At 65.3% G+C, this 21,958-nt stretch carries 28 protein-coding genes and 1 tRNA gene; 13 read left to right on the top strand and 16 right to left on the bottom strand.

The features are described from left to right. Positions 1-33 precede the first annotated feature (33 nt). The gene (mtlD, locus tag R9X41_RS12400) at positions 34-2,196 is read right to left on the bottom strand and encodes a bifunctional mannitol-1-phosphate dehydrogenase/phosphatase (protein ID WP_318630774.1); all 2,163 of its coding nucleotides are present in this window, start codon (positions 2,194-2,196) and stop codon (positions 34-36) included. Between the two features lie 151 nt (positions 2,197-2,347). Between mtlD and R9X41_RS12395 the strand changes: the two genes are divergently transcribed. Then, the gene (locus tag R9X41_RS12395; protein WP_318630773.1) at positions 2,348-2,887 is read left to right on the top strand and encodes a DUF6232 family protein; all 540 of its coding nucleotides are present in this window, start codon (positions 2,348-2,350) and stop codon (positions 2,885-2,887) included. A gap of 23 nt (positions 2,888-2,910) precedes the next feature. Here R9X41_RS12395 and R9X41_RS12390 read toward each other — a convergent pair whose 3' ends face one another. Further along, complete coding sequence (locus R9X41_RS12390) at positions 2,911-3,507, bottom strand: cupin (RefSeq protein ID WP_318630772.1); 597 nt, start codon at positions 3,505-3,507, stop codon at positions 2,911-2,913. Between the two features lie 277 nt (positions 3,508-3,784). Here R9X41_RS12390 and R9X41_RS12385 point away from each other — a divergent pair, with 277 nt between their 5' ends. Further along, positions 3,785-4,009, top strand: a complete 225-nt coding sequence (locus R9X41_RS12385; RefSeq protein WP_318630771.1) for a hypothetical protein — start codon at positions 3,785-3,787, stop codon at positions 4,007-4,009. 160 nt (positions 4,010-4,169) lie between these two features. Then, positions 4,170-4,886 carry a hypothetical protein gene (locus tag R9X41_RS12380; protein WP_318630770.1) on the top strand — a complete coding sequence of 239 codons (717 nt, stop codon included), beginning with the start codon at positions 4,170-4,172 and terminating at the stop codon, positions 4,884-4,886. 41 nt (positions 4,887-4,927) lie between these two features. On the opposite strand, the gene R9X41_RS12375 is transcribed toward R9X41_RS12380, so the two are convergent. The 3 genes from R9X41_RS12375 to R9X41_RS12365 form a co-directional block, all read right to left on the bottom strand. After that, positions 4,928-5,188: a hypothetical protein gene (locus R9X41_RS12375; RefSeq protein ID WP_318630769.1), complete on the bottom strand. Its 261-nt coding sequence runs from the start codon at positions 5,186-5,188 to the stop codon at positions 4,928-4,930. A 28-nt stretch (positions 5,189-5,216) separates the two neighbouring features. Beyond that, positions 5,217-5,849 carry a response regulator gene (locus R9X41_RS12370; RefSeq protein WP_318630768.1) on the bottom strand — a complete coding sequence of 211 codons (633 nt, stop codon included), beginning with the start codon at positions 5,847-5,849 and terminating at the stop codon, positions 5,217-5,219. Between the two features lie 167 nt (positions 5,850-6,016). Then, on the bottom strand, positions 6,017-6,175 hold the full coding sequence (locus tag R9X41_RS12365) for a DUF3309 family protein (protein ID WP_318630767.1): 159 nt from the start codon (positions 6,173-6,175) through the stop codon (positions 6,017-6,019). A gap of 416 nt (positions 6,176-6,591) precedes the next feature. Between R9X41_RS12365 and R9X41_RS12360 the strand changes: the two genes are divergently transcribed. Next, complete coding sequence (locus R9X41_RS12360) at positions 6,592-6,897, top strand: hypothetical protein (protein ID WP_318630766.1); 306 nt, start codon at positions 6,592-6,594, stop codon at positions 6,895-6,897. 27 nt (positions 6,898-6,924) lie between these two features. On the opposite strand, the gene R9X41_RS12355 is transcribed toward R9X41_RS12360, so the two are convergent. Together R9X41_RS12355 and R9X41_RS12350 are read right to left on the bottom strand one after the other, a co-directional pair. After that, positions 6,925-7,347 (bottom strand): surface-adhesin E family protein, encoded by a 423-nt coding sequence (locus R9X41_RS12355; protein ID WP_318630765.1) that lies wholly within the window; start codon positions 7,345-7,347, stop codon positions 6,925-6,927. A gap of 28 nt (positions 7,348-7,375) precedes the next feature. After that, positions 7,376-8,698 (bottom strand): LLM class flavin-dependent oxidoreductase, encoded by a 1,323-nt coding sequence (locus tag R9X41_RS12350; protein ID WP_318630764.1) that lies wholly within the window; start codon positions 8,696-8,698, stop codon positions 7,376-7,378. 198 nt (positions 8,699-8,896) lie between these two features. Between R9X41_RS12350 and R9X41_RS12345 the strand changes: the two genes are divergently transcribed. The 3 genes from R9X41_RS12345 (at position 8,897) to R9X41_RS12335 (ending at position 10,523) form a co-directional block, all read left to right on the top strand. Further along, positions 8,897-9,502 carry a sigma-70 family RNA polymerase sigma factor gene (locus R9X41_RS12345; RefSeq protein ID WP_318630763.1) on the top strand — a complete coding sequence of 202 codons (606 nt, stop codon included), beginning with the start codon at positions 8,897-8,899 and terminating at the stop codon, positions 9,500-9,502. Next, positions 9,499-10,140, top strand: coding sequence for a DUF1109 domain-containing protein (locus R9X41_RS12340; RefSeq protein ID WP_318630762.1), 642 nt, complete (start codon positions 9,499-9,501; stop codon positions 10,138-10,140). The genes R9X41_RS12345 and R9X41_RS12340 overlap by 4 nt, the downstream gene beginning before the upstream one ends. A 179-nt stretch (positions 10,141-10,319) precedes the next feature. Next, positions 10,320-10,523, top strand: coding sequence for a hypothetical protein (locus tag R9X41_RS12335; protein WP_318630761.1), 204 nt, complete (start codon positions 10,320-10,322; stop codon positions 10,521-10,523). A 19-nt stretch (positions 10,524-10,542) separates the two neighbouring features. On the opposite strand, the gene R9X41_RS12330 is transcribed toward R9X41_RS12335, so the two are convergent. Together R9X41_RS12330 and R9X41_RS12325 are read right to left on the bottom strand one after the other, a co-directional pair. Further along, the gene (locus R9X41_RS12330) at positions 10,543-11,814 is read right to left on the bottom strand and encodes a voltage-gated chloride channel family protein (protein WP_318630760.1); all 1,272 of its coding nucleotides are present in this window, start codon (positions 11,812-11,814) and stop codon (positions 10,543-10,545) included. A gap of 39 nt (positions 11,815-11,853) precedes the next feature. After that, positions 11,854-12,957, bottom strand: coding sequence for a YeiH family protein (locus R9X41_RS12325; RefSeq protein ID WP_318630759.1), 1,104 nt, complete (start codon positions 12,955-12,957; stop codon positions 11,854-11,856). Between the two features lie 109 nt (positions 12,958-13,066). Here R9X41_RS12325 and R9X41_RS12320 point away from each other — a divergent pair, with 109 nt between their 5' ends. Continuing rightward, positions 13,067-13,966, top strand: a complete 900-nt coding sequence (locus R9X41_RS12320) for a LysR family transcriptional regulator (RefSeq protein WP_318630758.1) — start codon at positions 13,067-13,069, stop codon at positions 13,964-13,966. Positions 13,967-14,006: 40 nt separating this feature from the next. Continuing rightward, positions 14,007-14,091, top strand: a tRNA-Leu gene (locus tag R9X41_RS12315). A 118-nt stretch (positions 14,092-14,209) separates the two neighbouring features. On the opposite strand, the gene R9X41_RS12310 is transcribed toward R9X41_RS12315, so the two are convergent. Then, the gene (locus R9X41_RS12310; RefSeq protein ID WP_318630757.1) at positions 14,210-14,662 is read right to left on the bottom strand and encodes a superinfection immunity protein; all 453 of its coding nucleotides are present in this window, start codon (positions 14,660-14,662) and stop codon (positions 14,210-14,212) included. A gap of 170 nt (positions 14,663-14,832) precedes the next feature. On the opposite strand from R9X41_RS12310, the gene R9X41_RS12305 reads away from it, so the two are divergent. Next, entirely contained in the window at positions 14,833-15,843 is a 1,011-nt protein-coding gene (locus tag R9X41_RS12305) for a Bug family tripartite tricarboxylate transporter substrate binding protein (RefSeq protein ID WP_412556593.1), read from the top strand. Here R9X41_RS12305 and R9X41_RS12300 read toward each other — a convergent pair. Next, positions 15,840-16,148, bottom strand: a complete 309-nt coding sequence (locus R9X41_RS12300; protein WP_318630756.1) for a hypothetical protein — start codon at positions 16,146-16,148, stop codon at positions 15,840-15,842. The two genes, R9X41_RS12305 and R9X41_RS12300, sit on opposite strands and share 4 nt — an antisense overlap. A 94-nt stretch (positions 16,149-16,242) precedes the next feature. On the opposite strand from R9X41_RS12300, the gene R9X41_RS12295 reads away from it, so the two are divergent. Both R9X41_RS12295 and R9X41_RS12290 read left to right on the top strand, forming a co-directional pair. Continuing rightward, positions 16,243-16,623, top strand: coding sequence for a hypothetical protein (locus R9X41_RS12295; protein WP_318630755.1), 381 nt, complete (start codon positions 16,243-16,245; stop codon positions 16,621-16,623). Positions 16,624-16,708: 85 nt separating this feature from the next. Beyond that, positions 16,709-17,554: a plasmid replication/partition related protein gene (locus R9X41_RS12290; protein ID WP_318630754.1), complete on the top strand. Its 846-nt coding sequence runs from the start codon at positions 16,709-16,711 to the stop codon at positions 17,552-17,554. 73 nt (positions 17,555-17,627) lie between these two features. Here R9X41_RS12290 and R9X41_RS12285 read toward each other — a convergent pair whose 3' ends face one another. From R9X41_RS12285 to R9X41_RS12270, 4 genes are read right to left on the bottom strand one after another with little or no spacing between them, the layout of a single operon-like run. Beyond that, complete coding sequence (locus R9X41_RS12285; RefSeq protein ID WP_318630753.1) at positions 17,628-18,062, bottom strand: hypothetical protein; 435 nt, start codon at positions 18,060-18,062, stop codon at positions 17,628-17,630. Next, on the bottom strand, positions 18,059-18,841 hold the full coding sequence (locus tag R9X41_RS12280) for an FAD:protein FMN transferase (RefSeq protein WP_318630752.1): 783 nt from the start codon (positions 18,839-18,841) through the stop codon (positions 18,059-18,061). Before R9X41_RS12280 ends, R9X41_RS12285 begins: the two co-directional genes overlap by 4 nt. Beyond that, positions 18,838-19,362, bottom strand: coding sequence for an FMN-binding protein (locus R9X41_RS12275; protein WP_318630751.1), 525 nt, complete (start codon positions 19,360-19,362; stop codon positions 18,838-18,840). The genes R9X41_RS12280 and R9X41_RS12275 overlap by 4 nt, the downstream gene beginning before the upstream one ends. Before the next feature lie 10 nt (positions 19,363-19,372). Continuing rightward, positions 19,373-20,263: a DUF6662 family protein gene (locus R9X41_RS12270; RefSeq protein ID WP_318630750.1), complete on the bottom strand. Its 891-nt coding sequence runs from the start codon at positions 20,261-20,263 to the stop codon at positions 19,373-19,375. 206 nt (positions 20,264-20,469) lie between these two features. Here R9X41_RS12270 and R9X41_RS12265 point away from each other — a divergent pair, with 206 nt between their 5' ends. Beyond that, a complete protein-coding gene (locus R9X41_RS12265) occupies positions 20,470-21,510 on the top strand; it encodes an acyltransferase family protein (RefSeq protein ID WP_318630749.1) in 1,041 nt (346 codons plus the stop codon). Between the two features lie 14 nt (positions 21,511-21,524). On the opposite strand, the gene R9X41_RS12260 is transcribed toward R9X41_RS12265, so the two are convergent. Next, on the bottom strand, positions 21,525-21,755 hold the full coding sequence (locus tag R9X41_RS12260; RefSeq protein ID WP_412556704.1) for a PsiF family protein: 231 nt from the start codon (positions 21,753-21,755) through the stop codon (positions 21,525-21,527). Positions 21,756-21,958 lie beyond the last annotated feature (203 nt).

The following is a 21,958-nucleotide window of genomic DNA, read 5'->3' as shown; positions in this document are numbered from 1 at the left end:
GCCCGATCGCCTGAACCGGACGCGGCCGGCCGATCAGACCAGGACCGGAGCCGCCAGGTAGGCGTCGCCCTCGGCCATCAGCCGATCGAAGTGGTCGCGGATCTTGGCGATCGCCGCGGCGTCCGCCACGGCATCGAGGCCCGGGAAGTCGGGACCGTAATACTCGCCGCTCCAGGTCAGCACGTCTTCCAGCGACTGGCGTTCGCCGTAGATGCGGCGGATGGTCAGGCATTCGCCGTCGTCCGCAGCATCCGGATGGTGCAGGGCGTACCAAACCGCCAGGGCCGCTCCGAAGGCCAGCCCCGTCGTGGCAATGCCGTGCTCCTGCGCCATGCGCAGGCTGCCGAGCACCCGCTCGTCGCGCTGCAGCTTGCGCAGCGGATCGCGACCCACCCGGGCACACGGATCCTTGAACGCATGCGCGCAACGGCGCCGGAACGTGTTGACGAATTCGGGCAGGCGCGAGCGCAGCGCCGGAAAGGTCGCGCCCAGCGCAGGCGCCAGTTCCACGTCGATCAGGTGGTCCATCAGCGTCTGCACCCGCGCGTCGCCCATGGCGTGGCCGATGGTTGGATAGTGGAGCAGGGCTGCATACCAGGCGACGATGGCGTGGGTGCCGTTCCACAGCCGGTTCTTCAGCATCTGGATCTCGCCGATGTCGGCCACGGTGTCGACCTGGCGCAGATGCTCGAGCAGGTCGCTGCCGCGCTGGGCGTAGAGCGGCATGTCGGTCTCGCTGTTGAACAGGATCAGGTGCAGCGGGGCCATCGCGCTGGCCGGCTCGCCGGCGTCGCGCAGCGTGGCGACGATGGGCGTCAACGTGGCCAGGTCGTCGTCGCCGGTGTCCTCGACCCAGGCTTCGGTCTCCAGCGCGGCTTCGCGCACGGCGGCCACGTTCTTCTCGTAGAGGTCGCGCTTGATGCGCAACTGGCGCACCAGCGCTTCCTCGCTGAGCTTGGAGACGATGCGGGTGACGACGGTTTCGCAAAAGTCGGTGCGCTCCATCACACGCTGGCATTCGCGTGCGGGCAGCATCAGCTTGAGCGAGGCTTCCACCTGGTCGCGCACGAACTGCGCGCCACCGACCTTGTTGATCACCACCAGCACCGTCAGCGCGCGGCCATGGCTGGCGAAGCGATCGGCCAGGCCTTCGGCGATCACCATCGCCTGCGACACGATGGCCTGCTCGGGCAGGCACAGCGCCACGATCTCGCAGTCGCGGTACATGCCGGCGATGGCCACGTGATCGGCCGCGTCGACCACGCGCATGCGGTTGATCGTTTGGTCGAAGGCCAGGCTGCCGTAGCGCACGCTGAACTTGCCGAACGCGTTGATCGACTCGCGCAGCAGCGCGTTGCCGGTGGACGCGATGATTTCGCAAGGTCGCGTGTAGCCGTCCCAATGCGAGAACACCTGCGCGAGGTAGCCGCCGCCCATGGCGCCGAAGCCGTGGATGCCGGCCTTGAGCTGGTTGACGGCCTGGGGAAACGGCTCGGTCAACGCCGGCATCGGCAGCTTGGGCGTACACGCCTTGAGCTCGACCAGGAAGTCGCGCAGGTCGGGGTAGCGGGCAAAGGCGCGTGCTGCCACGTCGGGGTGCGGCGCCTTGATGTCCTCGACCAGAATCGCCAGCCCGCCGGCGTCGGCGGCGGAGCGCAGGCCGTTCTCGGAGTCCTCGAACATCAGGCTGCGCGCCGGCACGCTGTTCAGGGCCTCGGCGGCCTTGAGAAAGATCTCCGGATGCGGCTTGCCTTGCACCACCTCGTCGCCGCACACGCACAGGTCGAAGTACTTGTAGATGTTGGCGTTGATGAGGTATTCCTCGGCGATCGCCCGGCGGCTCGAGGTGGCCACCGCCATCTTCAGCCCCGACTTGCGCAGTCGCTCCAGCACCGACAGCAGGCCCGGCTTGATCGGTACGCCGTTGGTTCTGACATGTTCAAGTTCCAGCTCATCGGCCCGCCGGCGGATCTGTGCGTAGGGGAAGTCTTCGCCGTAGTGCTGTTTGGCGAGCTCTTCAGCCTTCACGGCGCTGAGGCCTAGCGATCCCATCAGGACGGCTTCGGTGAAAGGCTTGCCGAACAGTTCTTCGGATGCCTGGGAAAGGGTGGCGAACCTCAGTCTCTCGGTGTCGAACATGGTTCCATCCATGTCGAAAATGGCGGTATCGATTTGCTTGTTCTTGAACTGAAGCATCCAGGTCCTTCCTCGTCATTGTTGCGTTGCAACACGAATTTTGGCCCGATACGTTGCAAGACGTGACCGCACGCTTGAATTTCTCGGGAGGCCCGAAAGACCGTATGGATATTTTCTAATCCGTTAGAAAGTGTTCGAAAGAAGCGATCCGTTGCGGGTCGACCGCGAAACGCGCCTACACGAAGACGCCTGCATCTTCGGCATATTGATGGCTTCATCAACGATCGGCATGAAACGCATGATTCCAGCGGAAAAAGTCTATTGGGAGTCAGACGGAATGCGGGTGACCGCCCAACAGCTGACCGTGGGATCCGACGCCTACAACCTGGCCATCGTGACCGATGTGCGCATCGCGGCGCCGCCGGCATCAAGCCGGCAGACCATTCCGTTCACGCTGGCGGTGTTGTTCGTGGTGTGGGCGATCGCGGAGGTGGTCAATGCGCCGGCCGACTGGGCCATGGCGGCCGTCGCCAGTGCCCTGGCCATCGTTTGCGCATCGGTTGTGCGCATGCTCGGTTCCATGCGGAGCCAGACGGTGGTGCTGGGTTCGCCACGCGGTGATCTCGCGGTTTTTGAGTCGCGCGACGACTCGCTGGTGCAGTCGCTGACCGCAGCGCTGCGTGTGGCGCTGGCGGATCGACGGGCGACGGCTCAGTCGGCCTGGGGCGCGCGCGATCTCGGCAAGGTTTGAGTAGGCTGTACTCGCCGGTGCGCTCAGCCCGCTGGCCAAAGGCGGGGCAGGGCGCCGCCCTGGCCCTGCACCGGATCAGTGGCTGGAAAGCCCAGGCGCCGCATTGCTGCTTCCTTGGCCGGCGTGGGCGCCTCGCGGCACAGATCGAAGCGCTGGCCCGGCGGATAAGCACCCACCACGAGAAAGTCGGAGCTCGCCTGCAACCGGCAATGGCCGGTTCCGCATGGCAGCACGACGACGTCGCCGGCGACCACGTCGACCTCCTGGCCGTTCGGCCCGCCAAGGATCAGCGTGGCCGATCCCGCTGCGAAGCCGAGCACCTCGTGGGCGGTGGAGTGGTAGTGGTGGTAGTCGAAAACACCGTTTCGCCATTGCGCTGGCCAGCCATGGCCATCGAACAACGATTCCATCGCCGACGCCACATCGGCCGACCCCAGACCCACCCGTCGGTAATGCAGCACCGGCAGGCGCGGGTTGTTCGGCACCCAGTCGTTTCGCTTCAGCAGCAGCACCGTAGGCGCGGCGGCCGCCCCGGAGAGCGCATCGACCCGGCCCGTGGCCGCCACGATGCCGGCTGCCACCGTGCCCCGGAGAATGTTTCGACGTCGATCCTGTGTCATCCGCCTTTTCTAACCCGGCTATCGGTTTGCCGCCATCGGCGGGGCACGATGCACTTCGAGCGAGGCGGGCCATGGGAGCAGCCCGTGCACTCTCTGTTGCCATGCGGAGGATGATGCTTATCTGCGAAGTCACCAAACAGTCTCGCCTCGACCAATCGAGCCCTACCCGACAGCCATGCCAGCCAAGCCATCTCCATCGCGGTTGATGCGCAGACAGCGCGAGGCCTACGTTCGTGCGCGGGATGCGGACGCGCAGCGTTCGGTATACGCACCGACCATGCCCGACCGTCTGCCCGATTGCATCGATCCGGCGGACGCGGAGCGGGCTTCGACCGAATCGATCTGGACATCGGCGGAGGTGCCGGTCACCAGCGTGTACCAGGTTGCCGGGCCGGATTTTTCCGAGTGGTCGCGCCGTTGGTACATCCGGCTTTTGCTGGCGGTGGTCGTCATTTGCCCGCTGATCTTGATCGGCTGGCTGGCTTGGCGGTTTTTCGGCTGATTGCCGATTGCGGTCGAATCGGTTCGGTTGGGTCTGGCGGACGCAATGGCCGACCGGCGGGTTTACGCATCCGAACGGCCTATTGATTGGGCATCCGTGACAATTGACACTAATCTCCAAATTTGATGCATTTTTGAGACATCTCAATGTGACTGGCCAATTGACCGACGATTCCTTCTCGCGCCAGCGACGCAACCTGCTGCTTGCCAGCACGGTGCTGGCTGTCGCGAGCGGGGCCGATATCCGCGTAGAGCAGTTGCCGCTTTGGAGTGCCGTGCCGGCCGCCGCCAGCATGTGGGCGTTCTACCTGGTGATGTGGAGCATCTGCCTGTATTTCTTCTTTGGTTTCGGCGTGCATTTTTTTGTGCGCCGGTTTCGCGATTTCGCTGCAGCGTTCGCCGAGGCTCGGCGCCTGGGCGTGGAGCCTTATCTGCATAGGCTCGGGCAGCAGCGCGGTGGCAGCGCCCGGCATACGGAGACACCGGAGCCAATTTCCGTCTGGCCGCTGGATATCGACGTGGAAATTCACAAGCATTTCGACGCCAATCAGATTAGCGACGAAGGGCAAGGCCCGCCAAGTGAAGCCGTGGTGGTCGAGCGGGACTATGTCAGGGTCAACCGGGCCGTCTGGGCACTGCTGGTCGTGCGGGCGACGCTCGCCAAGCTCGCGTCCGGCGTCTGCTTTTTCGAGTACGTTCTGCCGCTCGTCTGGTTTGCCGTGGCAATCGGCATCGCGAACGCAGGCGATTGGCCTGGATCGTGGCCGGCGATCTGGCACGACGCGCTGGCCGATACACCGTCGTTTCAGACCAGCATCGATGGCGGCCCGGCGGGGGCGCTGTTTCGGCAAACCCTGTGCGTCTGGCCGAAGACCTAGTTTCTACGTTGGGGCACCAAACGCGGTGCGGGTGATTGGCCTCAGCGCAGCGAAACGGTTTGACCGTCGGCTGTCACCATCGTGCTGCCGCTGGCGTCGTCCACCAGCAGCGGCGTTCCGAAGAACCGGTCCGGCTCCGGTTCGCCGGCATCGCCAAGCGCCACGCGGCCGGTCTTGCGTTGCTCGACCAGTTGCCGGTGCTGCTCGGTACTCAGGAGGAACCGCTGGGGATAGCGGTTCTCGTGCGACTTCCAGTGCTCTCGCAAAGCACCGACCAGGGTTTCGTAGATGTTGGCTTCCATCCGGCGATTGTCGCGGCTGCTTGGCCGCTCAATCGATCAGCTTGCTCTTCAGGGCGTAGTAGGTGAGGTCGCTGTTGGAAGCGAGATTCATCTTTTCCATCAAGCGCGTGCGGTAAGTGCTGACCGTCTTCACGCTGAGCGACAGCGACTTGGCGATGTCGCCCGCCGTCTCACCCTTGGCGAGTTTGAGAAACACCTGGAATTCGCGTTCGGACAGCAGTTCGTGCGCTGGCGCGTCATCCTTGCGGTTGAGCTGTTGGGCCAGCAGTTCTGCCACGCTGGGCGTGATGTAGCGCCGACCGAGCGAAATGGTGCGGACCGCATTCACGATTTCCATCGGATCGCAGTCCTTGTTGAGATAGCCGCTGGCGCCCTGACGGATCAGGTTCATGGCGTAGTGCTCTTCGGGGTAGCCGCTGAGAATGAGGATTCCCAGGTCCGGTGCCTTGGCGCGGATCATGGCGAGCGCGTCGATGCCGGTCTGGCCGGGCATCGAGAGATCCATGATGAGCACGTCGAGGTCGTGGGTGCGCACCAGGTCGATGGCTTCACGCCCGTTGGCGGCTTCGCCGACGACACGCAGATCGACATGGTCTGCGAAGAATTGCTTGAGTCCGGAGCGTACGACGGAGTGGTCGTCGACGATGCCAATGTTGATCATGGGTTGCGGCCGATTCGAGGATCTTGTGTTGAATCTTGAGAGTAACCGAACGGTCTACCGTTTGGTGCTTGCGCGGCGCCAATGGGAGATCCGGCTTTTCCGGTGGACCGGGAGCACGGAACGCGCCCCGGACGGTTGCCCGGCCGGGTCACGCCGAGTCGAAGCGCTTAGATTCTTCCCATGAGCAGCAGCACCAGCAGGATGACGACCACCAGGCCGACGCCGCCGCTCGGACCGTAACCCCAGCTGCGGCTGTGACCCCAGGTCGGCAGGACGCCGATCAGGATCAGGATGACGACGATCAGCAGGATGAAAGACAGCGACATGAAAGATTCCTCATTGGTTGTATAGCGAAGGGCGACTGTTCCGCCACCCTGCACGGATTCTTCCGGTACGAAGTCGACGCTTTCGCAGGACCGCCACACCAGCCGCCGTCAGCCTGCACCGATGGCTCGTGAAGTCTCCGGACCTCGCAGCCTTTTTGTCGCGCCCGTGAAACACCACGTCTGTGCCCGTTTGGCAGGCATCGTGGGGAAAACGAGCGGCGGCGCGGCTTCGTCAAGTTGCCCTCCCGGCTTTCAACAGGGTTTTCCACAGATTTGATGGATAAGAACGGACGCAAATTCGCTTTGTCGTCATGCTGTCATGGAACCTGACCGGACGCCAACCGTTCGCCACGCGGGGGCTCTGGGTCTGTCGGCGGACGATCTCCGAAATACTCGCGTCGATCCGGAGACCGCAAATGATCGTCAAAACCTCGCGCAGCAACTACGTCCGCCAACGTGACGCCAAGGTATGGCGCCCCATCCATGCACGCCGTCGCCGTACGGCGGAACTGCGTACCGCGCAGGCCAAGGCGGTGGAACACAAGTTCGGTGAATCGCTGTTCGAGCAGACCTGGATGCCACCTTACGAGCAGAGCGGGCCGTACGCGGTCGAGACCGAATCGTGGCCCGAATCGCGTCATCTGCAGTGGGTAGTGGGCGCCTCCAGCCTCGTGGCTGCCGGTGTGGTCGGCTGGCTGCTCTGGCGCATCTTCGGCGCTTGAGCGGCGGCAGTACCCGGTCGTTGCAGCTCAGGGCTTGAGTCGCGACTGGCAGGCGGCCGCCAGGATTTTCGGCTTGGGGTCCGGATACAACCCGCCGAATGCCATCGGCTTGGGTTGTATGAACTGCTCGCTGTGCGTAGGCCCCTGCCACAGTGCATCGCGAAAGCGTATCTGGTCTTCGTGAAACACCGACTTTGTCGCGCATTCGATCGTGATGTGTGAAACGTAGGACTGGTAGACCTCGGTGCCGCCGAGCTTGCGCGGCATGGCGAGGTTGACCCGAAAGCGCAGCATCAGGTTGTTGTTCTTGCGTGCGACGGTGGAAATGTCGAGTTGCGCCGTGTCGACTGCCGGGTCGTTCTTGTCGCCGATCACGGTGAACCATTCCACCGCTTGCGCGCTGCCGCAGAGCAGCAAAGACGCGACGAGGATCGGAAGGCGGACGGGCATCCGGGGATCGTAGCTTGCGCGGCCTTGCTTAAAAGAAACGATTGGCCGGCCGTTGCAGGCCGAGGTTCTCGCGCAACGTGGCGCCTTCATATTCGGTACGGAACAGACCGCGCCGCTGGAGTTCGGGCACGACCTTCGTGCAGAAATCGTCCAGGCCGCCGGGCAACCAGGGAAACATGATGTTGAAGCCGTCGCAGCCCGCGGTATAGAGCCATTGCTCCATCTCGTCTGCGATGCTGTGGGCGGTGCCGACGAAGGCCATGCCGCCGTAACCGCCCATTCGCTGGGCGAGCTGGCGCACGGTCAGGCCTTCGCGCTCGGCCAGGGCGATGGCGCGCTCACGGCTGCTGCGGCTGGCGTTGGTCTGCGGAATCGGCGGAAGCGGCTGGTCTGGGTCGAATGCGGATGCGTCGTGGCCGAGCGCGATCGAAAGCGAAGCGATGGCACTTTCGTAGTGCACCAGGCTGTCGAGCCGCGCGCGGATGGCGCGTGCTTCATCCAGCGTGTCGCCGACCACCACGAAAGCCGCCGGCAGCACTTTGAGCGAATCGCCCGCGCGGCCGACGTCGGCCAGGCGGCGCTGCATGTCGGCGTAGAAGGCCTGTGCTTCGGCCAGGTTGCCGTGGGCCGCGAAGATGACCTCGGCCGTCTCCGCGGCGAGCTGGCGACCGGCGTGCGAGGCGCCCGCCTGCACCACCACCGGCCAGCCCTGGGGCGGCCGGGCGATGTGCAGCGGACCGCGCACCGAGAGATAGCGGCCACGGTGGTCCAGCGTGTGCAGCTTCGACGGGTCGAAGAAGATGCCGCTGTCGGCGTCGTGCACGAAAGCGTCGTCGGCCCAGCTGTCCCACAGTCCGGTCACCACGTCGTAGAACTCGCGTGCCCGTTCGTAGCGCTCGTCGTGCTCCATGTGATCGGTCTGGCCGAAGTTGAGCGCCGCATCCGGATTGGAGGTGGTGACGATGTTCCAGCCGGCCCGCCCGTTGCTGATGTGGTCCAGCGAGGCAAAGCGTCGGGCGATGTGGAAGGGCGCGTCGAACGTGGTCGAGGCGGTGGCGACCAGACCGATGTGCTCGGTGGCCTGGCTCAAAGCGGAGAGCAGGGTGAAGGGCTCGAAGGACGTCGCGGTATGGCTGCGCTGCAGCGCCGCCATCGGCATGTTGAGCAATGCCAGGTGGTCGGCCATGAAGAAGGCGTCGAAGCGGGCGCGTTCCAGCGTCTGGGCAAAACGCTTGAGGTGCGCGAAGTTGAAGTTGGCGTCGGCGAAGGCGCCGGGGTATCGCCAGGCGCCGGTATGGATGCTGACGGGGCGCATGAAGGCGCCGAGACGGAGTTGACGGGCGCGGGTCACGGGTGGCGAGCTCCAGGGGGTACGCGGATGCCGTTCATTGTGGGTCGGCTGATTTTTCCGTGCAGGCGCGCGGATAACTCCGGCCGTACGCTGTAACCGGATCGGCTTGTCGTACGAACTCCCCCCATGCCTGCCGCATCGCTTGCTTTTCCCCTCGGCCCGGCGCGACCGCGGCTGCCCGGGTACGCTCGCCCGGCCATGCCATTGAAACCGTCGACGCCGCACACGAGCCATCTTCAGGTGGAGCAGATGCTGCGCGACCTGCTGCTCGCCGGCATGAGCGGCGACGCCATCGCCTATCGGCGCTTTTTGCAGCAGCTCGGCGGACGGCTGCGTTCGTTCTTCCGCCTGCGGCTGTCGGGCTGGCCCGACGATGTGGAAGACCTGGTGCAGGAAACCTTGCTGGCGATCCACAACCAGCGGCACACCTATCGCCCGGACCAACCCTTGACGGCATGGGTGTACGCCATCGCCCGCTACAAGGCCGTCGACCTGCTGCGTGCACGGCGGGTGCGCGAAGCGCTGCACGACCCGCTGGACGACGCCCGGGCCCTGCTGGCGGGCGACCCGGACGCTGCGCCCGCCCAAGCGCGGCGCGACCTGGGCCGGCTGCTGGCCACGCTGCCGGAACGCCAGCGGCTGCCGATCGAGCAGGTGAAGCTGATGGGCCATTCGGTGGCGGATGTGGCTCGGGAGACCGGCATGTCGGAATCGGCCGTGAAGATCGGCATTCACCGCGGTCTGAAGGTATTGGCCGCACGCATCGCCGGTGTGCAGGCGCGTGCGCGCAAAGGTGCGCCATGAAAACCGACGAACTCATCGCGCTGCTCGCCGCCGACACGATGCCGGTGCCGCGCCATGTCACGGTGCGACGGCTTGCGGGTGGCGTGGCGGCCGGAACCGTGATTTCGCTGCTGGCGATGGTGGCGTGGCTCGGATTCAACCCGGTGCTGGCCGATTACCTGCTGCTGCCGATGTTCTGGGTGAAATTCGGCATGCCGATGGTCATGGCGATGGCCGGGCTCGTGCTGGTCGCCCGGCTGGGTCGGCCGGGCGACAGCAGCCGGGGCGCCTGGATGGCGTGGGCGGCGCCTATCGGGCTGATGTGGCTGCTGGGGGCGGTCGCGCTGTCGCAGGCGCCAGCCGCCGATGCCGCCTTTCTCATGCTCAGCTGGAGCTGGCGCATCTGCGCGGCGACCATCGTGGCGCTGGCGCTGCCGGTGTTCGTCGGCGCAATCTGGGCACTGCGCGGCGTCGCACCGGTGCGCTTGCGCCTGGCCGGCGCGGGAGCGGGTGCCTTGGCTGGCGCGGTGGGCGCGGCGGTCTACGCCCTGCATTGCATGGAACTGGCCGCACCGTTCATCGCCATTGGGTATGTGCTGGGCATGGTGCTGCCCCTGGCGGTCGGCGCGCTGGCCGGGCCCCGGCTGCTGCGCTGGTAACGCTCGACGGGGGCTTGCAGGCGGGCGTCATCGCTGCCGTTTTGGCGGGCACCGCGTTCCAGCCCAATGGTGGCGCGGTTTCTGGCTGTTTTCCGCACGGCTATCCACAAGGTTTTCCACCATTTCCAGGGACAACCGCCGCTGGTGATACTGGCGCTCCTTTTTGCGAGGAGACACGCATGCAAGCAGCACCCCTGGAAGAGCGCTCGGTCGAACTGCACAACGGATGCCGTGCAGCGGTGGCGACACTTCACCGCTTCGAGAACGGTTGGGAGATCGACGTGCTGGTGGAGCCGGGCCAGGCCGACCTGACGGACGACGACTCGGTCTACCCGACCGTCCAGGCGGCGCGGGATGCGGCGATGAAACTCTGGTTTCGCTAGACCGGACCTGCGGCCAAAGCTACCGGGGCGCGCCGGAATTCTCGCCGGTGGCATCTTCGACCGGCGCGTCGAACTTTCGCCGGCCGCTGCGCTGCGCCCGATAGATGCCCTGGTGGCCCGAAGCCAGATAGCTCGTGATGCAGGCCACCGCCGCCAGCGGTCCGATCGCCGGGCCGAAGAGCTCCACCGCCATCACGATGGTGGCGATCGGCGTGTTCGCCGCGCCGGCGAAGACCGCCACGAATCCGATTGCTGCGAGCATCGAGAATGGCAAGTGCAGCAGCGGCGCGAGCGCGTTGCCCAGCGTGGCACCTATATAGAAGAGCGGCGTGACTTCGCCACCCTTGAAACCGGTGCCTAACGACACGACGGTAAAGGCCGCCTTGCCGAGCCAGTCGTACCGGGGCAGCGGCTGCTGCAGCGATTCGACGATGGTTGGAATGCCGAGCCCGATGTAGCGCCAGCCGTCGAGCGCATGCACCGCTGCGGCCACCACGATGCCGCCGAGCAGTGGCCGTAGCGGCGGATAAGCCACCCAGCGGCGCATCGCCGCCCCGAGCGCGTGTGTGGCGCCGGCGAAGGACCGGCCGGCCAGGCCGAACACCACGCCAGCTACCGACACCGCGACAAGACTCCACACGGTCGTCGGCGCAATCGTCGTCACCGCGTAGTGCGTGTGGTGCGCGCCCCAGGCGATGCCGACCCGGTCGGCCAATACCGCCGCGACCACGCAGGGAAACAGCGCGTCGTGCCGCAGGCGGCCAATGACCAGCACTTCGAGGCCGAAGATGGCGCCGGCCAGCGGCGTGCCGAAGATCGAGGCGAAGCCGGCGGCGATGCCGGCCATCAGCAGGATGCGGCGGTCTTCCGGTCGCAGGCCGGGCAGCCGGGTGAGCTGGTCGGCCAGCGCGCCGCCCATCTGCACGGCCGTGCCTTCGCGCCCGACCGAGGCGCCGAACAGCTGCGACACCAGCGTACCGCCCAGCACCAGCGGCACCATGCGCAAGGGCACGCGGGCGCGGGGATCGTGGATCTCGTCGATCAGCAGGTTGTTGCCCGCCTCGACGGTCTTGCCGAGCCGCCAGTAGACCCATCCGACCGCGAAGCCGGCCAGGGGGAGCAGCCAGACGATGGCGGGCCGAGCCTCGCGCCAGGCGGTGGCGCGGTCGAGCGCGAACAGGAAAAAGGCGGAAGCCGAGCCGGCCATGAGGGCGATCAGGCCCGCGAGGACCAACCACTTCACCAGGTGGCGAACGATGGCGAAGGAAGAGAGCAGGGCAGGGCGGCGCATGGCCGGAATTCTCGCCGCTCCGGTGGCTGGCCAGCGGGTTCAGCGCGCCAATGCGCCCCATCCGGCGTTGATGGCAAAACCGCCCGCCATCAGCCAGGCGAACAGGACGGCGGCGAGCCCGAGCGGGCGGACGCCGGCGCGGCGGATCGCCGACAGGCGTGTCGTCAGGCCCAGCCCGGCCATCGCCATCGCGAGCAACACGGTGTCGATCTGCGCCGCGGCGTCCACCGCCATGGCCGGCACGATCGACAGCGACCGCAAGCCCGCCAGCGCGACGAAACCCAGGGCGAACCAGGGAATGGTGATCGCCTGACGAGCATTCGATTCGTGCTGGGACGAGCTCTGGTCGGCGCGCCCCAGCCAGGCCGACAGGCCGATGAGGAACGGCGCGAGCATCATCACCCGCACCATCTTCGCGATGACGGCCAGATCGCCCGCCCGTTCGCCGACGGCATGGCCGGCGACCACGACCTGCGCAACCTCGTGAATCGTCGAGCCGGCGAAGATGCCGAAGGCCTCCGGTGACATCGACCGGTGTAGCAAGGCGTCGTAGGCCAGGGGGTAGAACACCATGGCCAGCGTGCCGAACACCACCACCGTCGCCACGGCGACCATCACCTGCTCGGCGCGCGCCCGCACGACCGGGGCGGTGGCCATGACGGCAGCAGCGCCGCAGATCGAACTGCCGGCGCCGATCAGCATGGCGGTGGGCCTGTCGAGGCCGAACCACCGCGTGCCGAGGTAGCAGGCGATACCGAAAGTGCTGCACAGCATCAGCGCATCGGCAACGACGCCGTTCCAGCCGATGCTGCCGATGTCCTGGAAAGTGAGCCGCAAGCCGTAGAGCACGATGCCCGCGCGCAGCAGGTGCGTCTTGGAGAAGGCTACGCCGTCGTCGGCCTGTGCCCAAACGCGGTCGTATCCGAGGTTGCCGACGACCATGCCGATCACGATGGACAGAGTGAGGGCACCGATGCCGCGTGACTGGAGCCAGCCGAGTCGTGCCAGTTCCACCGATGCGACCGCGACAAATGCGGTGATGGCGAGCCCGGGCAGCAGCGCACGGGAGAGGGCCGCAAGCGGGCCGAAGATCGTCTGAGGCGTGAAAGCGGAAAGGGCTGAAAGTTTGGAAGCGGCTGGCATGGTGGCGAATGGCGGTCCGGTTTCGATGGACTTTGCGACATGACGATCAATCTCCCAAACGGTTGGTTGATATATAACTAATCTGAAAAACCGATATCAACACAAGTTCATGCGCCTGACGCTTCGCCAGCTCTCGATCTTCGTCGCCGTCGCGGACACCGGCAGCACCAGTGCCGCCGGGGTCCGCATTGCCCTGTCGCAGTCGGCCACGAGCGGAGCCTTGAGTGAGTTGGAAGCCTTGTTGCATGCGCGCCTGTTCGACCGGGTCGGCAAGCGGCTGGTGCTCAACGACAACGGCCGCAGCTTGCTGCCCCAGGTGCGCGAACTGCTGGATGCGGCGCAAGAGATCGAAAGCATGTTCGTCGCCGATCGGCTGGGCGGCGCCGTCGGGCGCCTACGCGTGGGCGCCAGCACCACCATCGGCAACTACCTGTTGCCGGCCCTTGTCGCCAGCCATGAAAGAGCCTGGCCTGCTTCGGTAGTCGACGTGCGCATCGACAACACGCAAGCCATTTCGTCTGCTGTCGCGCGCCTGGAGGTGGATCTGGGGCTGATCGAAGGCCCGTGCCATGAACCGACGCTGGCGGTGGTGCCTTGGTGGCAGGACGAATTGGTCATCGTCGCTGCGGCCGACGATGCGCTGGCCCTCGTGGCCCGCAGGTCGCCCCTGGATGCGACGAGCTTGCGTGCGGCACGCTGGCTGCAGCGCGAACCGGGGTCAGGCACGCGCGAAGCGGTGGAGCAGGCCTTGCTGCCGCATCTGCATCACCTCGACCGCGTCACCCAGTTCGGCAGCACCGAGGCGATCAAGAACGCCGCTGCCGAAGGCATGGGCCTAGCCTGTGTCTCGCTGTGCACGGTGCAGGACCTGGTGACCCTGGGACGCCTGGTCGTGCTGCCGACGGCGCTACCGCGTTTGGTGCGGCAGTTCTACCTGGTGCGCCATCGACAAAAGCATCTGTCCGCCAACCTGCGGCGATTCTGCGTCCACATCGGCGTCGAGCCGTGACACGCGTTTTTGTGTGTAGAATCGCGGGCTGATCTGAAATGCCCAGGTGGCGGAATTGGTAGACGCACTAGTTTCAGGTACTAGCGAGTAACATCGTGGAGGTTCGAGTCCTCTCCTGGGCACCAAAACACAAAAAAGCCGCTGAATCTTCAGCGGCTTTTTGCGTTTCTGGGAACGTTTTCGGACCCTGTGCCGGTCCGGAAAATGACCCGCCGCCTTTCTGGCGCAGCGGGCTCTGCCACATCAACGCGCTTGCAGCACGCGTCCCTTGGCGGCGACGTATTCCTCTTCCGTGATGGCGCCCTCGGCCCGAAGCTTCGCAAGCTCCTTCAAGGACTCGGCCGCCGAGTTGGGCGGGTAGCGCGACGGCTCCTGCACGATCACGTACGGGCTGTTTTCGTTCTCCTCGCCGGCGGCCACCACCTCGGGCGCCCGCACCGACCACACCATCGCCACGATCCAGCCGACCACGGTCCAGCCGAGCAAAATGTCGATCAAAGCGATCGGGATGATGCGGGGATGGCGTCGCTTGGCGGCTTCGTAGATCGGCAGCAGATACAAGGCGATCAGCGCCAGGTAGAACAGGATCTGCATGCCGACGCTCGGGCCGCCTGCTGCCGCCGCCGAGACACCCATGCCAGTGGTGTAGCTGTAGAACACCAGGAAAAGCAGCACGATCAAACGGACGAACACCATACAACTACCCCGAAGATGTTAAGAATAACTACAACCTCAAGTATCGTATAGCTTGCAGCAAACGTGTATAGGAAGCTCCCGCGGGTGTTGTCGGAATCGAGAATCCGCTCCCTGTCGCCATAATGTTTCCGGTCGCGCCGATCGAGCGCACGCCAAAACAAGGAGTCAAGATGTTTTCGTATCCCGCCATGCCGCGCCGGAAAGCGCTCGCCATTTCCGTTGCCGCCGCAGCAGCCGCCCTCGCCACGATGGTGCCTGTAGCCAGCGCATTCGCGCAAGAGGTCTGGCCCTCCCGTCCGATCACCGTCGTCGTGCCGTTTCCGGCGGGCGGCACCACCGACATCGTGGCGCGCCTCGCGGGCCAGGCGCTGTCGCAGGAGCTAGGCCAGCCGGTGGTGGTCGACAACCGTCCCGGCGCAGGCGGAAACATCGGTTCGCAGATGGTGGCGCGGGCGCCAGCCGACGGCTACACGCTGGTGATGGGCACGGTCGGCACGCACGCCATCAACCCGGCGCTCTACAAGAAGATGCCCTACGACCACATCAAGGACTTCGCACCGATTTCGCGGGTGGCGAACGTGCCCAACCTGCTGGTCGCCAACCCGTCGCAGCCCTTCAAGACGGTCAAGGAAATGATCGCCTACGCCAAGGCGAACCCCGACAAGCTCACCTTCGCGTCTTCCGGCAACGGCACCTCTATCCACCTCGCGGGCGAACTCTTCAAGACGCTGACCGGCGTGAGCATGCAGCACATTCCGTACAAAGGCAGCGCCCCGGCGCTGGCCGACCTGATCGCCGGCCAGACCAACGTCATGTTCGACAACCTGCCTTCGTCGATCGCCTTCGTGCGCGGCGGCAAGCTGCGTCCGATCGCGGTGACGACCCTGCAGCGCTCGCCCGAGCTGCCGGACGTGCCCACCGTCGCCGAGTCCGGCGTACCCGGCTTCGACGCCTCGTCGTGGTTCGGCCTGCTGGCGCCTGCCGGCACGCCGCCGGCCGTCATCAAGCGCATCGACGACGCGTTGCTCAAGGTGATGGCCAGCACCGATCTCAAGAAGAAGATCATGGAACAGGGCGGCCAGCCGGTCGGCGAAACGCCCGAGCAGTTCGCCGCCTTCATTCGCACTGAAACCACCAAGTGGGCGAAGGTGGTGAAAGAGTCGGGCGCCAGCGTCGATTAAGACGCCGGCTTTTCCCCGGACAGGGTCGCCGCAACCTGATCCAGGGACTCGATGGCGAACTGGGCGGGTTTGCCATCGCGCGCGACCGTCGCCACGGCGGTCGCGCGCTTGGGGCACAAGCCCATGCAACTGGTCATCAGCACGCGCGTCTTCAGGCGGGCGTCCTTTCCCGCCCGCTTGAATTCCTTCGCCACGTCCTTGGGTCGTGCATCGCGAGGACCGCTGCTGCGTTTGCCGCAGGCCTTGCAGACCATGACCATGGCGTCGAGCCGAAAGGGCAATTGCCGGGGGGTGTCGTTATTCATGTCGGATCTCGTGTTTTGCGTGGCTCGGCACGTGATCCTGCGCTTGGGCGCGCGTAAGCTTGTGTCAGAATTTCCTGAAACGAGGGAGAGCCTGATGACCGAGTGGACCTGGACCGAATTCGTGCCCGAAGACCCGACGTGTGGCAGCAAGGCGTTCGAGTGCGATCTCGATTGGGAAGACGACGATGTGATGGAGCAATGCGCTCGCCGGCTCGCCGATCTCACCGCCCGATTCGGCCCTGCCGCACAGGCCCATTCGTACACCGACATGGGGCCGTTCGCCGACACCGAGTTCGACGATCACCGCTGGTTCTTCAGCCTCGAGGAACAGTTCACCGTGTACAACAAACGCTTCGATTTCTACGACGGCGAAATGCAGGAAGGCCTGCATTACGGCAATCTTGACGCGATGACCTTCTCGATCTTTTTTCGCGAGCCGATCACGCGCCAGGAGTTCGGGCTGGACCTGGGTTGACCGATCGCCGCCCGCGGGGGCGGCGGCAAGCACGGCGGATAGAATCGCGCCCCTTTGCGATTCTCCAACCCGGTCTGCCGTCTCCATGAACATCGTCGTCAACGAAGAACTCAAAGCCTATATCGATCCACTGACGCCGGAAGAACACGACGCGCTGGAGCGCAGCCTGCTGGCCGAAGGCTGCCGCGATGCCCTGGTGCTGTGGGGCGATGTGCTGGTGGACGGCCACAACCGCTACGGCATCTGCCTCAAGCACGGCTTGCCCTTCAATACCGTGCAGAACACCCGATTCCAGAGCATGGAAGACGTGCATCTGTGGATGATCGACCAGCATCTCGGTCGGCGCAGCGTGTCGGATTTTCAGCGGGGCGTGCTGGCGCTGCGCAAGAAGCAGATCGTGGCGCAGCGCCAGGCCGCGCCGCAAAGCGATGAGCCGGCCCATCCGTCGTCCGGCGATTCGGCCCCTTGGGATTCGGATGACGGGACGACGCAGGCCGTCTCGCCCGTCACGACCGTGCCGTCCGCTCCGGCCTTGAACACGCGGGAGGCCGTCGCCAAGGCCGCACGGCTGAGCAGCGCGCAGGTCGCCGCCATCGAAAAGATCCAGAAGCAGGCGGCACCGGAACTCGTGGCGGCGGTGCGTGCAGGCGCGGTGTCCATCAATACGGCCGCGACCATCGCCAGCCTGCCCGCCGAGGAGCAGGTGGCCGCCGCCTCCGGTGGCAAGGACGATCTTCGTCAGGCCGCCAAGCGAGTGCGTGACGCGCGCCGCAAGCCGCGCGATGCGCCCGAGGGTGGGGTGGGTTCGGAAGAGGCGGAGGACCAGGCGGCCGACATGGTGCTGGGCCTGCGCCGCCGGGTGGAAGAACTGACCGCCGAAAACCAGGCTCTGCGTGCCGAGGTGGAGTCGCTGCGGGCAATGCTGGTCTAGGCGGCAGACTCGTCGGCCATGCCCCGGCCGTCGCGGCGACGGCGCGCGGCATGGCTGACGAAAGGGTCGGGAACTAACTCTGCCGGCGTCGGCCGCGCACGACATGCCAGGGAAACACCCCCATGGCGGCGAGGCCCGTCACCACGTGCAGCACATGAGCGCTTGGGCGTACCGACTCGGCTCCGTACATGAGGAGCAGGGCGCTGCTGCCCAGGGTGACCAGACCGAGCAGGGCGGTCGACCCGACGATCCTGTTTCGACCGGACTTCCACGCGCCTCTGACATGCGGCCAGGCTGCACCGAGCGCCATGGCCACCAGCCACGCGCTGCAGCCGTGCGTGATCCACCACAAGCGCAGACGCGGCGCAGGCTGGTCGAGCATGTCGAGCATCACCAGCCACACCAGGCCGGTCGTGGCGCACGCGACCAGCGCCGCATAGGTACACCGGCGATGCCAGCGATCGAAGCCCGTGCCGGGGCGATGCCCGCCCGATCGCCTGCCGCTCATAGCACGATGCCGTGCGCGCCGAAGTGGCCGAGGCATTCCTCGACACGCGGCCCGCCCAGCGCCAGCACCTTGGTGAGCGCATCGGCCCAGGCGCAACGGGATGCGATGACAGTAAAGCTGCGGCGATCGCCGCGCCTGCGGCCGGTGGCCGGATCGAGCAGCCACCGTCGGCCATCACGGAAGTACGAGGCCGACGTAGCCGATGCGCCGTCGCAGAGTTCGCCGATGCGGATCACCCGGCGCGGATCGAGCGGATGGCGAATGTGCACCGCCCGCGGCGCCGAGCCCGAAACCCGCATGTCGCCGCCGGCATTGACGACGGCATTGCCAAAGCCCAGTCCTGCCAGCGTGTCGATGGCACGGTCGACGGCGAACCCTTTGGCGATGCCGCCCAGGTCGAGCCGCACGGCCCGGCGCAGGGCGAACCGCAACGGTCCGGTCTTCTCGAGGTCAGCGATGGAGCTTCCATCGATGCCGCAGTCGAATCGGCCTGCGCTCAGACGATGAATCTCCAACGCTAACGCCAGTACTTCAGCGGTCATCGGCGAGACGGAGACGGTCGAGCCGGCCGGCGCGGCGTTGAGGCGCGTCAGGTCGCTTTGCGTGTCATGGGCCGACATCTGGCGTTGGACCTCGGAAACGGCGTCGAAGGCGAGGGCGATCGCCGTTACCGCGTCGGGGTGGTTGGCATCCGCACCCATGATTGCCACTTCCACATAGGTTCCGAGCAAGGGGCGGCAGCGGCGCAGGGCCGGCTCGACTTGCGCTGCCGGCTTCATCGAGACCGAAGCGCCATGGTGTGCAGGACCAGCACGCGTTTCACGCCGTCGGTGAGGTGTTTGCAGGAGAGTGTCGCGCCACCGATGTTGGCGATGTCGCGCCCCAGGTCGATAGGCGTGACCTGATTGCGCCCCTCGAACTGCGCCAGCCACGATCGGGCGGCGACCTCATGCCCGTAAGACTCCCGATATTCCAACACCTCGACGCGCAGCACGGTGCCACGGGCGTCGAGTGCGACCGCATAGGTGATGAATTCGTGCTTGCCGACGACCTCGTCGACCACGAACCAGCTGCCGTCGGGTGCCTTCCATACGCGGTTGCCCTGGAAGGGATGCGACACGGAACTCGCTGCACGCATGCGCGCCTGTTGTTCGTTGGTGAGCACGATCGGATGAGGCGTCAGCACGACGCCGGGCAGCATTTCGCGCTGCGCCTGCTCGATCGAGAGGTAGACCCGCGACTGGGCGACGACGGGTATCAGGGCGCCGGCAAGTCCGACGGCCACGGGAATCCAGCGCACGGCGGTCTTCCTAGTTGAGCAGGTATCCGACCTTCAGCATGAATTGGTCGCGACCGTGACCATCCCATACCCGGCCCATGGAGCAATCGGCCGTGCCGACCGAATAGCAACTGCCGCTGACCTGGTGCCGCCACGCGGCGGTGGCCCACCAGCGCTCCGAGGCGTAATGGACGTTGGGGCCGATGAAATGGCCGGTCTGGGTGTGGCGCTGGAAGCGGTAGCCGTCGTGGTCGGTGTGGAGCCTGCCTTCCAGGCCTGCCGACCAGCGCGGCGCAAAACGATAGCTCGCGCCGTACAGCAGGTCGGCCATGGTGTTGCGGATGATGCCGCCGGCGCGGTCGTACTTCTCACGCTCCCACTCGACCATCGCGTTGGTGAGCAAGATCAGCCTGTCGTCGAGAAAGTTTGACTGCAGCAGCAGGCGCGCTTCGACGGTGTCCTCGAGCTTGCCCCAGCTCGGTTCCAGGTACAGGCCCACACCGACCGGCGAGGTCACCGGGTTGCTGAGTCGCCAGATGAACTCGAGCGATCCACCGTCGACGCCGCTGCGTCGATACGGACCGTTGGCCGCCGTGCCGGGCACGCCGAAACCGGCGGTGCAGGGAACGGTGTCGCACATCTCGCTGCTGAGGTAATTGGCGTTGGCGTCGAGTGAAAACGCGTTGAGGTAGACGCCCATCTGCAACTCGTTCGTCAGGCCGTATTCCACTGCCGTACGGAACTGGGTCCAGTCGTAGCGGCCGGCGGCCTGTCGGTGGGTTCGGTCGACCCGCTGTTCGATTTCGACTTTTCCCTGGGGCTGCAGGTCGAGGGAGTAGAGCCAGCCGAAAGCGCCTTCGCCAGCAACGGCAGAGCCTGCGCTCAGTGACAGGGCAATGGAAATCCCCGGCAAGAACTTCATGAACGAACTTTCAGTAAAAATAACAACGCGTATTCTTGCTGAAAAGTGGGCGGTCACTTATCTCTAAGCTGTGTGTTGGCTTATTTCATTGAGATGATCGGTGCGGAGGTGCGCCGCGCGGCGATCCACCTGATAGGTGCTGCGGCGAATTTTCGAAGCGCGCTCCGCTAAGCTGTCCCGTCGAGACCAGCCATTCCCACTTGACCATGCCCCTGATCAGCCTCCAGTACCTTCGCGCAATCGCGGCGCTCATGGTGGTGCTGCTCCACGTAGGTACCCAGATCAATCGCTTTGGATTCGTGGATGCGATCCCTTCCTGGCTGGCCCACGGTGTTGACATCTTCTTCGTTCTGAGCGGGTTCCTCATGTGGAGCACCACCGTCGGCCGCAACCAGGGCCCGCTCGAGTTCTACCGGCGCCGCATCGTGCGGATCGTGCCGCTCTACTGGATGCTGACATCGGTCGTGGTCCTGGTGATGCTGGTCGCGCCACGGCTGCTGCAGACCGTGCGATTCGATCTTTTCAACGTGATCGGGTCCTATCTTTTCTTTTTCTCGCATTCCAGCAACGGTTCGCTGGAGCCGGTCCTGGTCGTGGGGTGGACGCTCAACTACGAGATGCTCTTCTATCTCATCTACGGCGCGGCCTTGCTGCTGCCCGGTGCCTACAGTTTCGTGGCGACGGCGGTCGTGATCTCGGCGCTGGTGGCGGTGGGCAGCATCGTCGCCAACCCGGGTCCGCTCACGCAGGCATACACCTCGTCGATCATGCTGGAGTTCGTCTTCGGCATGGCGGTGGCGTATTGGTGGAAGGGCTCGCGGGGTGCTCGCTGCCCAGCGTGGCTGGCCGTCGTGGTCCTCGTTATCGGCTTTGCCGGGCTTTCTGGCGGGCTGGGGCTCAATCTTTCGCGGGCTACCGACACGGGCATCCCGGCGACCATGGTCATCGTCGGAGCGCTGCTGCTGGAGCGTTCGGGGAAGGTGCCGGCATGGCCGGCGCTGCGCTGGCTCGGCGATATTTCTTACAGCCTGTATCTCGTGCACCCGATCGCACTGTCGGCTATCTCTCAGGCTTGGCGAGGGCTCGGTCTCCATGCATCGGCAGTCGGGGCCGGGTCGTTCGTCTTCGTGGCGGTCGCTTTCTGCGTGGCGGTCGCCGCGTTGGTCTACTACCTCTTCGAGCTGCCGCTCACCCGTCGCCTGGGCGCACGCACCGGTGCGAGGGTGTCAGGCCCAAGGACAGCCTGACGCCCACGAGCGCGTCACTTCTTCAGGCATGCCGACATGAACGCCTTGCGTTCTTCGCCCTTCTTGCCGGTCGCATCCACATTGCAGGCCTTCATCCTTTCCTGCTGACGCTTCTTGCCGTCGGAGAGGCAGCTGCTCATGAACGCCTTGCGCTCGTCGCCTTTCTTGCCCGTGGCTTCGGTATTGCAGGTGCCCATCAGGCTTTGCTGGGCACTCGCCGCGTGAACGGTCGACGCCATGGCCATTGCGAGAACTCCGATGAAAACGAGCTGCTTCATTTGATCCGTCCTGTGAACTTCACTGACCGCCAGCGAAGAGAATCTGCATCATATGGTTACATAAGCAGGCGTGCACGGGGCCAGGTGGATCTTTCCGCTTCTTATGCGTTTATCGAAACTAGCAATCGACTTTTAAGTATTTTTCCTTTTAAGCAGGTTGTTCTTAGAAT

The sequence above is a fragment of the Xylophilus sp. GOD-11R genome, assembly GCF_033546935.1.
Taxonomy (GTDB): domain Bacteria; phylum Pseudomonadota; class Gammaproteobacteria; order Burkholderiales; family Burkholderiaceae_C; genus Xylophilus.
Note: the sequence above shows the minus strand (reverse complement) of the source record. Positions and strands in the feature narration are given on the sequence as shown.